9 protein-coding genes are annotated in these 9,909 nt (G+C 67.8%); 4 read left to right on the top strand and 5 right to left on the bottom strand.

Features of this window, described 5'->3' with window-relative positions:
* The first annotated feature begins 11 nt into the window (after positions 1–11).
* On the top strand, positions 12–2,000 hold the full coding sequence (locus tag ABIH81_RS21700; protein ID WP_349876725.1) for a DUF262 domain-containing protein: 1,989 nt from the start codon (positions 12–14) through the stop codon (positions 1,998–2,000).
* 28 nt (positions 2,001–2,028) lie between these two features.
* The gene (locus ABIH81_RS21695; protein WP_349876724.1) at positions 2,029–3,207 is read left to right on the top strand and encodes a hypothetical protein; all 1,179 of its coding nucleotides are present in this window, start codon (positions 2,029–2,031) and stop codon (positions 3,205–3,207) included.
* Between the two features lie 97 nt (positions 3,208–3,304).
* On the opposite strand, the gene ABIH81_RS21690 is transcribed toward ABIH81_RS21695, so the two are convergent.
* The gene (locus ABIH81_RS21690) at positions 3,305–3,925 is read right to left on the bottom strand and encodes a hypothetical protein (RefSeq protein WP_349876723.1); all 621 of its coding nucleotides are present in this window, start codon (positions 3,923–3,925) and stop codon (positions 3,305–3,307) included.
* A 194-nt stretch (positions 3,926–4,119) separates the two neighbouring features.
* Between ABIH81_RS21690 and ABIH81_RS21685 the strand changes: the two genes are divergently transcribed.
* The gene (locus tag ABIH81_RS21685; RefSeq protein WP_349876722.1) at positions 4,120–4,245 is read left to right on the top strand and encodes a hypothetical protein; all 126 of its coding nucleotides are present in this window, start codon (positions 4,120–4,122) and stop codon (positions 4,243–4,245) included.
* Positions 4,246–4,303: 58 nt separating this feature from the next.
* Positions 4,304–4,555, top strand: a complete 252-nt coding sequence (locus ABIH81_RS21680; protein WP_349876721.1) for a hypothetical protein — start codon at positions 4,304–4,306, stop codon at positions 4,553–4,555.
* Here the strand turns inward: ABIH81_RS21680 and ABIH81_RS21675 are convergent.
* The 4 genes from ABIH81_RS21675 to ABIH81_RS21660 all read right to left on the bottom strand — a co-directional run bounded on the left by ABIH81_RS21675 (position 4,552) and on the right by ABIH81_RS21660 (position 9,909).
* Entirely contained in the window at positions 4,552–4,950 is a 399-nt protein-coding gene (locus ABIH81_RS21675) for a hypothetical protein (RefSeq protein WP_349876720.1), read from the bottom strand. The two genes, ABIH81_RS21680 and ABIH81_RS21675, sit on opposite strands and share 4 nt — an antisense overlap.
* Positions 4,943–5,941 carry a hypothetical protein gene (locus ABIH81_RS21670; RefSeq protein WP_349876719.1) on the bottom strand — a complete coding sequence of 333 codons (999 nt, stop codon included), beginning with the start codon at positions 5,939–5,941 and terminating at the stop codon, positions 4,943–4,945. The genes ABIH81_RS21675 and ABIH81_RS21670 overlap by 8 nt, the downstream gene beginning before the upstream one ends.
* A 90-nt stretch (positions 5,942–6,031) precedes the next feature.
* Positions 6,032–7,054, bottom strand: coding sequence for a hypothetical protein (locus ABIH81_RS21665; RefSeq protein WP_349876718.1), 1,023 nt, complete (start codon positions 7,052–7,054; stop codon positions 6,032–6,034).
* A 203-nt stretch (positions 7,055–7,257) separates the two neighbouring features.
* Positions 7,258–9,909, bottom strand: a complete 2,652-nt coding sequence (locus ABIH81_RS21660; RefSeq protein WP_349876717.1) for a hypothetical protein — start codon at positions 9,907–9,909, stop codon at positions 7,258–7,260.

The raw sequence follows: 9,909 nt of genomic DNA, 5'->3' as shown, positions 1-9,909 counted from the left end.
GTTGCTGACTGATGCACGTCGACAGGATCGAGCGGTCCATCGGGAAGCTCATCGAGGAGATCTCGAACGGCGAGATCCTGCTTCCCGAGATTCAGCGGGAATATGTCTGGAAGCCGACACAAGTCGCCAAGCTGATGGACTCCATCTATCGCGGCTATCCGTTCGGCTCCCTGCTGTTCTGGGAGACCGACGAGGCCCCGGAGACACGGGACATGTTCATCAGCGGGCCCGAGGCTGCGCCGACGAAGCCGCCGCTGTTCCTTCTCGACGGCCAGCAGCGCCTGACCTCGCTGCACCGGGTGTTCACCGACCACCCGGAGGCGCAGGTCGTCTTTCACGTGGAGAACCAGAAATTCCAGAACCAGAGCGCGGCCACCCGGCGGGACCCGAAATGGGTCAAGGTGTCGAAGGTCCTCGACCAGAAGACGTCGATAATGCGCCTGACCCAGCAACTCCTCGACGCGAAGTCTGCCCTGCCGGACCACGAGATCGAGGAACGCCTGGGCAGGATAAAGGAACTGCGCAACCGCCGTTTCGTCATGGAGGTCCTCAAGGGATTCCCCTACGAGGAGGTCGCGGAGATCTTCGTCCGGGTCAACAGCGGTGGCCGCCGCCTCGGCACCCTCGACCTGGCGATGGCCACCCTGTCCACGCGGTGGAAGGGCGTGCTGGCCGAGCTGCAGAGCGAGTCGGAGTACTGGCTGCGCCACGGCTATGGCCACATCGACGTCAACTTCCTGTCCCGGGCACTGGCCGGGGTAGTCCTCGGCAGAGGTCTGTCCGTGTGGTCCCACAGCAAGCTGCGGCAGACCAATGACACCGACCTCGAGCGGGGCTGGGAGGTCGTAAAGCACGGACTGCGGCGGCTGGTTCCTCTGCTCCAGTCCGAGCTCAAGCTGACCCGTTCCGACCCGCTGCCGTCGATGATCGTGCTGATTCCGCTGGTGGTGCTTCTCGGCGAGCGCAGAGACGACACCATCGACCCGGAAACCTCGAATGGAATCATCTACTGGCTGTTGCTGGCCACCATCCGAACCCGCTACAGCGGTTCCACCGACACCCGGCTCAGCCAGGACATCCGCGCCGCTCGGCAAGAAGACCCGGTCCGTTCCCTGCTGGAAGGGCTCAACGTCGAAAGCTCCCGGGCGGAGGTGACCGAGCGGGCGCTGCGCGGCCGGACCAAGGAGAGCCCCTACTTCTTCCTGAGCCTGCTGGTGGCCCTGGCAAGAGACGCACATGACTGGTGGCATGACGCCGGGATCCTGCCGGATGTCGAGCACGCGCCGAGGCTGGAACACCATCATGTTCACCCGCCGTCGACCCTCGACGACGCCCGGTTCGACAAGGCGATGATCAATGATTTGGCGAACCTCGTGTTCATCTCGGGCCAGGCGAACAAGAAGATCAACGGACGGAGTCCAGCGGAGTACTTCCCCGATCTGAGCGAGGAGGACCTGCGGGCCCACCTGGTGCCCCTCGATGAGCCGCTGCGAACCCCCGACGGGTACCAGCGGTTCCTCAACGCCCGCCGGGCTCTGCTTGTCGATGCCATGAACTCGCTTCTGGACCGGTTCCGTCCGTCCTTCCTCGACGAATTGTCCACGGAGGGTGCCGACCCGAGTGCCGGCCTGTCGCTCGACCTGGCGCTGTACGGCGGGATGCGCGACGGAGGGCGGATCGTCTTCACCGCCTCCGGGGAGGGCTTCGCATGGGTCGGTTCGGCAAGCATGGCAGAGTTGGACAACGCGATCGAGTCCGCGCGGGTCTCGGGGATCGACAGCGACGTGACGATCGCCGACGAATCCGTGCCGGTGGAGATGATCGAGGATTCGTTGCAGATATCCATCGGCCCGTTCCTGGTCACCGGGACGCCGGAGGAATGGCGAGCCGTCTTCGACCGGGAGCTCGACACCTCGCAGCCGCTGTCCCTCCTGCCGCCGATCGATGCGAAGCAGTGGGACGGCAAGCTGATCAGGTTCGCCATCACGAGCACCGACTGACCGCGTCCAGACTGAACTGAGGAACCACATGGCACAGGCGTGGATCGTGCGGGCCGGCCGCGACGAGAACTACGACGCTCTCGCCCTCGACAAGGACCTGATCGCGGTCGGTTGGGCCGCAGCGGGCGATCTGACCGACGCGGACAGTCCCAATGACGTCAAGGCGCGTGTCCGGGCGGCCTACCCGGACGTCGAGAGACGCGCGGTGGAGAGCTATGCGATCCAGCTGATCGCCTTCCGCTCGCGCATGGCTGAGGGGGACGTCGTCCTGTTCCTACGCGCCACGAGCCCCGACGTCGCGATCGGCCGCGTGGTCGGGCCTTATGAGTACCGGACCGACCTACCCTCCGGCATCCGTCACGTGCGCGCCGTGCGGTGGTTCCGCACGGACGTTCCGCGGACGTCCGTAGAGCGTGAGGTTCTCGGTCTGCCGTCGCTCACCACCATCTACCGCATCAACCAGGCGGACAGCATCGCCCGCCTCGAACGACTCCTGGGATCTGCGGCCCCGGTCTCCACGCTGCCGGAACAGCCCGTTCCCACCGACCTCGACCACGACGACATGCCGTTCACGAGCCTCAAGCGCAACCTGAACTACGCGCGTAGCCTGGCCACGGCCGGTCAGCATCTGGCACAACTCAAGGTGGGTGCCTTTGAGGTCTCCGACGTCTTCCGCGCCGCCTGGGTGCAGAGCGTGGCCGCCCTCGACCACTGGGTGCGCCAGGAGATCCGGGCCAGAATGCTCAAACTCGTCGCCCAGCCTTCGCTGCCGAAGCCCAGGGGGTTCGCCGCCTTTCAGATCTCACTCGGTCTGATCGAGGAGGTGCAGCTCGGAAAGAAGACGTGGGTGCAGGCGCTCGATCAGCAGCTACGCGACCAGGGCCACCTCGTCTACCAGAACCCGGACAAGATCCGGGACGGCTTCGCGCTCGTGCACGACGTGAAGGGTTTCTGGGATCGCGTGGCCAAGGTACTCACGCAACAGGGTGGGGACGGTGTCTCGTTCACCGGCAAGGAGGTCCAAGAGCAGCTCAAGCAGATTGTGCAGCGCCGGCACAAGATCGCCCACGAGTACGACGACGACCCGGACACCCCCGGGGGGAAGCGGCCGATCGACGGCGCCGAAACCACCCGGACGATCGACTACATCGAGCAGGTGGCGGCTGCGATCCTGGATGTTCTCAACAACTCCGCCGACCAGCCGTAAGGGTGGAGTCCGCAGCGAAGTGGGCCGCTCGGCGGGTGGACAACCAGCCGCGCGTTCTACCGGGTGCCGGGGCTTCTCGCCTGCCCGGCAGCGCATCTCATGCAGAGACGGTCGAGCCGCCCGTTCTCATCTTGGGGATCTTGACGCTCGAGCCGTTCGCGTACACGACTCGGAAACCGAGGTGACTGGCCAGGGGCGCCCAGCGCGCGGAGGAGGCCAGTTGCTCGGCGCTGTCGACCCTGCCGCTGTTGACCAGCCGATCCAGGATCACCATCTCGAACGCGGCGGACTCGATCCAGTCCACCTGCTTCGTGAAGCCACACACCAGCGATGCGCCGGTCTCATACAAAAAGTCGGTCAGGTACGAGTCGGATCCACGCAGCACCGAGCATCCGCCGATGTAGATGCGCTTTCCGTGCCATCGGCCCGGGATCCATCCAGCGACCTCGTCGAGACTGGTCGAGTGGGACCGCGACAGCCACATGTGCCTGGGCGAACCGTGCAACGCGAAGAAGCCGACCTGGTAGGCCGCGTAACGGGCCGTCAACCATTTCTCCAGGTGGTACCTCAACTGATCCCGCGTGACGGCGCTGCGATGAATGTGCCTGAGACTCCCCAACCGCTCCAGCATGTCCAAGGTCGGCAGCACCGTGCGGCGCTTGGTGAGGTCGTGGTCCCACTCACCCTCGATGCAGAACACGCCCTTCGGCTGCGGCACGCGAATCCTCCTCGCAGAGATCGGAGTCGCTACGCTACGAAACAATTCCGACGAGCGCCATCCTGGAAAGGGTCCGAAATAATTGTCCGGGATCCTCTACAGTGCCGCGATGATCCCCTCTGTCGGCGGTTGCGTCTGCGTCCGCTCCCTACACTGCCCAGCCCGTCCCCGGGGGAGCCTGAAGATCAAGCGGGTTGGCGGCCGCCAAGGCACTGGTCGAACCGAAACCGCAGTTCTTCGACGCGGCCACCACCGCCAAGGCCGACGAGCCCTTCTTGTTCGAAGTCGATCTCTCCAGCTCGCGACCCGTCGCCCCGTGATCAGACGCTGCGTCAACCGGTGAGCGTACGGCCGGCGCACATATGAAAGGGCAGAAACGTGTCGAAGTACGACGGCCTGCGCGATCACCTTCGGACCCGTGCCGGCACGGTCACCTACAGCCTGGACGAGGTGTCGGACCTGGTGCCCGGCGGCTTGCCACCCTCCGCCTACCGCTACGCGGCCTGGTGGGCGAACGGTGACCGCACACACTCGCACAGCCGCTCATGGCAGGATGCCGGCTACACGGCGCACCCCGACCTGACGCTGCGGCGGGTCCGCTTCGTGCCGGCGCCGCGCATCGGCCGCTAGATCTCGATCACCGCGTTCGGGTCCGCCCACACCGAACGCAGTTCCACGATGTCGTTGAGCGGCGAGTGTTTGGCGACCTCGACGATTCCTGTCACACAGGCGCGGATGGTTTCCGGGTCGCGGTCCTCGATGGCCTTATCGAGCCGGGTGAAGAAGCCCTGATGCAGCTCCCGGCGCTCGGCGAAAACGCGGTCCAGATAATCCCGCAGGCCCTGACTCGCCGCGCTGATCCTGGCGATCTCCTTGTCGCGCTCCGCTTCGATGCGGGTGCGTTCGGTCATGTTCGCGTCGACGCGCTTCGCCACGTCGACGATCGCCATGAGGAACTGCGCGGCGTCCGGTGCTGCAGCGACCCAGCCGACCTTTTCACCGGCAGTTCCGCGGGTGTCAGGCATGTGCACTCTCCGGGTCGTAGTCGCGGTACTTGACGACAAGGAATTCACCGCTGGGGTCGAGCGTCAGATCCTCGTTCACGACGGGCGCCGCGCTGACCTCGGCGACGCCCTTGACGACGAGCAGCGCCGTCTGGAGGAGGTGCGCGTGGTCGTCACGAGCGAGATCGAAGCCGCCGGGCTCGCGTTCGGCCTGCTCCAGGCCGTCGATGGTCTCGCCTGCGCGCCGTACGAGATCGGCCAGCACGTCCTGCATCTCGTCGACTCGCTCGTCGATGCCCCGAAGGAGTTCGTTCTGGTGGTGGTATTTGGCGATCGCCGCCTTGACGTCCGCGTCGTACTTGGCGATCGCCGTGTCGGCGTCGGACTTCGACTTGATCATCAGCCCGACGGTGAGCGCGACCGCCGGCACCGCGGTGATGATGTTGAGCCGGAGCGCACCCGCCGCGATCCCTCCGCCCCCGACGACCTTGGCGCCGCCGCCGATCGCTGCGAGGGTGGCCTTCTTCGCCGCGGCACCGCTCAACGCGTTGATCGCCGTGCCGGTGGACGACGTGGCCACCTTCGCCACCGTGGCGTAGGTGGCGGCAGCGAGGCCGTTGCCCGTGGCGGCGGATACGATGCCGGCCATCGCGGCCGCGACCTCACCGGGGCCGGCAACCTCGGGGGACGCCTCGATCTCGCGATTCTCGGGCGCCTCACCATCCTCGACGATTTGGCGTCCACGCATCCGCAACTGGCGCTCGTTGCGTTCGGCGAACGCCTTCATGCGGGGAATCACGGAGTCGAGGGCCGCCTGCTGGTGCTCGCCCAACCCTCTGAGCCTTTCCGAGGTGGAATCGGCGGCGGCCCGGTGCTTCGCGTACTCCTCGTCGTGCTCGCTGGTTATCTCTTCGAGTTTGCCCTTCGCCTGATTCTCGATGATCTTATTTCCGATAAGACTGACCGCCGTCGTTCCCGCAGCGACGGCGATCAGGACTAAAGGGAGCGGCACGGGTCCACCTCAACATTCATCGTTACTTCCGCGGGCGACACCGTAACAAGCACTCTCCGCCAAGCGCACCGGCCGACGGTCCCGACATATTCATCCATCTGGTGCCGTCGTGAGCGTCGCTCGCCACGCCGGCTCGTCATCGCCGGTCAGCAGGAGCACTCCGCTGCCAACGCAGACGGCCGGCCAGACCGGGTCCGTGCAGCGTGACGTCAGCAGGACCGCGGTCACGGCGACACCCCTGGTGGCGAGCCGGTGCCGGTACTCCAGCACCTGCCCGAGGCCGAGCCGGAGCTGATCGGCCTCGTTGTCACCGACCACGCTCTTCGCCTCGGCGATGAACTGGCGTCCGTCCGCGTCCCGCCACGCCACGTCGACGCTCACCCCGGCCAGACCGGCTCCCGCTGCCAGGTCCGAACGGGCCAGGTGGGCGATCAGCGCCCGGCAGAGGCGGTCGTGCTCGCTCACCCCGGCCCGGTAGGCGTCGGCGTCGAACGACCGCTGCGCCGGCAGGTCACCGGTCGGCGCCGCACCGGTGTACGGCCGGTCGAAGCCGTTCCCGCCACCGGTCGGCGCGTCCAGGCCGTCGCCGTCCAGCAACTGCGACGCCCGCCACGCTCGTGCGACGACTTCTGGCCGGTACCGGCCCTCGAACGAGTACGGTCCGGCGGCCACCCAGCAGGACAACAGTCGCATGCCGGCGACGACCGGCGGCTGCCGCAGCAGCCAACGCGCCGTGGCGAGATCTGGACAGGTGACGAGGACCTTGTCCTCCGCAAGAGTCCTCGTGCTGTCGTCCGCCACCTCGATGCCTCGGCGCTGCCACTCCTCCAGATCGACCGCGCCGGCGTCCATTGCCGACACGATTGGCGCGGCGTGCGACCGGAGCCAGATCTCCTCGCCCGTCTCGTACAGTCCGAAGATCTCCAGCACCCCGACCGTCAGCCGCAACATGGCGGGTGCGGCATCGTCCAGGTGGGACAGAATCCAGTACCTGCCGGCGGTGCCGGCGGCTTCCGGTACGACAGTGCGGGCCACCCAGCCGGCGAGCGCCCATGCCTGACGGCCGGTCTCGTCGAGGCCGGCCGTCCAGTCACCGTCGACAGCGCCGGGCACCGGGTCGAGCGGCGACGGCGCGGGAGCCCGGAAGACCCAGGCGGCCAGGTCGGCGGGGAGTCGTGAGCTGCCAGAGACGGGAGCGGCGCACGGCGAGCATCTCGGTCACGTCCGCCACGTCGTCCGCGTTCCACCATCTTCCGCCGGCGTCGGCCTCGGCCAGTTCGGTCATGGGCGACCTCGGGTCCTTCCGGATACATCGGTCAGCGCGTGCGGCGGTGCCGCCGTACGTAGGTGAAGCCATCGGGGAGGGGCCTGTCGACGATAGCGGCGGCGCGTACCGCTTCGCGGTGTGCCTGGATCATGTCGGCGGAGGCACGGGCACCCGCGGGGAGGCGTCGTACGAAACCGTCGACCCAGTGGTCGCGGCGGGAGCGTCGGTCGCTGGTCCGATGGTCGTGCTCGGGGGTGACGCTTGTGACAGTCGGCGTGTATCGCAGCAGGTCCACCGGTTCCTGACCTCGTCGGGGCGGATAGCTCGGCATGCCTTCGTGGTCCAGGCTCCCCGGGATCCGCGTGATGCGCCGGTCGCGGATCAGGTCGTGCACGGCCCGCCGGATCCTTTCGGAGCGGTCCGGCGGAAGACCGAGTTCCACGCAGTTACGCACCAGGGCGTCCTCCGCCAGCACGGCGCTCCCGTCGGGGCTGAGGTGCCCGAGCTTCCGGAGGGTGCGCAGCACCCAGCCGGAATCCGAGAGGTCGGGCACCTTGCTCGTGGATTCCGAGCCGGGGGCGTTCTCCCGCACGACGACTTGGAGGTTGTAGTGGTGGCGGTAGGTGTCTCCGTCGACCCTCTGGGGCTTGTGTAGAAGGTGTGTGCGTGCCGTCAGTGCGCCGTCGGCTGAACCCCATTCGAGGGTCATCTCGGTGCCCGGCAGGAGCGCCGTGGGCCAGACGACACCGTGCAGTTCCCAACGCGGCCCGACCTGCCGGATCAGTACCTCGCTCTCCACCCGCTCGGATCCGGCGTGGTCGACGGTGAGCGCGATCCGCCCACCCGCAGCGGGCATGCCGTTCAAGGGGCCCGGCAGGGGGCACCAGCCGCCGATGATCTGCGCCCGCCCGAGCGCCAGCGTCCAGCGTGGTCGCCGGTCGTCGGGTCCGTCGGGTGGAGCGGACGCGGTAGTGACGTTCGTTGTGTCGGCCAGGCGCTGGAACTCTTCGGAGACCTTGTCCGCGAGCGCCTTCACGTGCGCCGCGCGTCCCTTGCCCCGCCCCGCGGCGAGGGCGGCGACCGCCAGGCGGTGCGCTGCCTCCGCGCCCCGATGCCGTTCCGCGCAGTCGTCACCGGTGGCGAACAGCTTGCCGCGACGCCTGAGCAGCGCGCGGAGGAGGTCCCGGGTCCGCGCCGACACCGGGAAACCGAGCGCCTCGGGTACGAGTTGACGGTCCACGACATACGTGGCGACCGACGCGGCCCGCTGATCGCGGCACACGATCTGGACGTTCGACAGTTCGCCGCCGAGGTCCAGCGCGGCATGGCAGATGGCCTGTAGCCACGCGTCGTGCTCGTTGAGAGCTTGGTCCGCCCCGATGCGCAGCTCGCCGTGCTCGCTGATCCAGGCGAACCCGAACCGCTCCTCAGTGAATGCGATGGAGACGACGCCGACCATGCGTGCCAGCTCGGTCGGTATTTCCTTGAGCAGATCCGGGCAGAGGAAGGTATCGCGTGGGTGGTCGCACGCCGAGACCGTGCTCGGGTCGGTGGCCGCGTCTGCCTCCGTGCATCCGGTGTCGACTGGCGGCGTGGTGGTCGGGCCGGGCAGGTCGACCGGCGGCGCGGTGATCGGCGTGCCAGCCGGGCTCGGCTGGTCGAGCGGTTGCAGACGTTCGCGTACGGCTTGGACGATCGTCGCTGTGCAGGTGACGTGTGACCGCTTCGCACCTGGGTTACGGCACTGTCGCTTGTGTTCTTTGATCGCCCGGTCGACCTGACGGGCCAGTGCCGGATCGGCCCGGCGGACCGCATCAACCGCCTCGGCCAGCGCGTCTACGCGTCCGTTCACGGTCTTCCCGTCCCGGTGGGGGCGCCGCGACCGCCACTCCAGCACCGTGAGTTGAGCCTCCAGGCATCGGGCGCTTCCCCGGGCGTACGATTCGCCGGCACGGCGTAGCCGGGCGATGGTGCTCTTGCCTTCCTGCGCCCGCGTCGCGGCTTCCGCCGACCGGCGGGCTACGACGAGTTCCGTGACGATGTCCTCGGTGGCTGCCGCCCACTGCTCCGCCACTGCCGGATGGGCGAGCGACTCGTCGTGATTCCAGCGGCCGACGTCGGCGACGGCTTCCCGCACGAAGTGAGCACGGTCGAGCTTTCTCAGCCGCTGGACCTCACCGGACAGCTCGGGGAGCGACTCCCCGCGGTGCGTGTAAAGCCAGGACCAGACGTTTTCGGTGGGCGGGCTGGGCTCCGCGCGCTGCTCACCGCGACGGCGACGCGCTTCCGCGAACGCCTTGTCGAAGGCGGAGCGGGCGATTTCCCGCACGACCTGAGCCTTGACGGGCTCGCTGGGCGACTCGCCGCTGACGGGCGCGCCGCGCGCGTGGCAGGCGGCCCGGAACGTCTCGACCGCTTCCTCCCGACGGAGAGCCAGCTCGTCACGAAGCCGCGCCAGGTCGTCCACCTTGCCGCCGGTGACCTCAGCGATGCGTACCTCGATGTCGACCAGCATCTCCGCATACCTGATCGCGGCGATGCCGGCTGGTTCACCGGCCCGCCCCCGGATGAGCTCCCGGTCGGCGGCGGAGAGGGTCTTGCCCTCGGCGACCGATCGATGCAGTGCGGAGAGCCACACCATGTCCCGGGGCAGCGGGCTGACGGCGGACGCGCGTTCCGAGCGCGGCTTGGGCACCTTCAC

It is taken from the genome of Micromonospora sp. HUAS YX12 (assembly GCF_040215685.1).
GTDB lineage: Bacteria > Actinomycetota > Actinomycetes > Mycobacteriales > Micromonosporaceae > Micromonospora > Micromonospora tulbaghiae.
The sequence above is the reverse complement of the archived record's forward strand: the minus strand, read 5'-3'. Positions and strand labels throughout refer to the sequence as shown.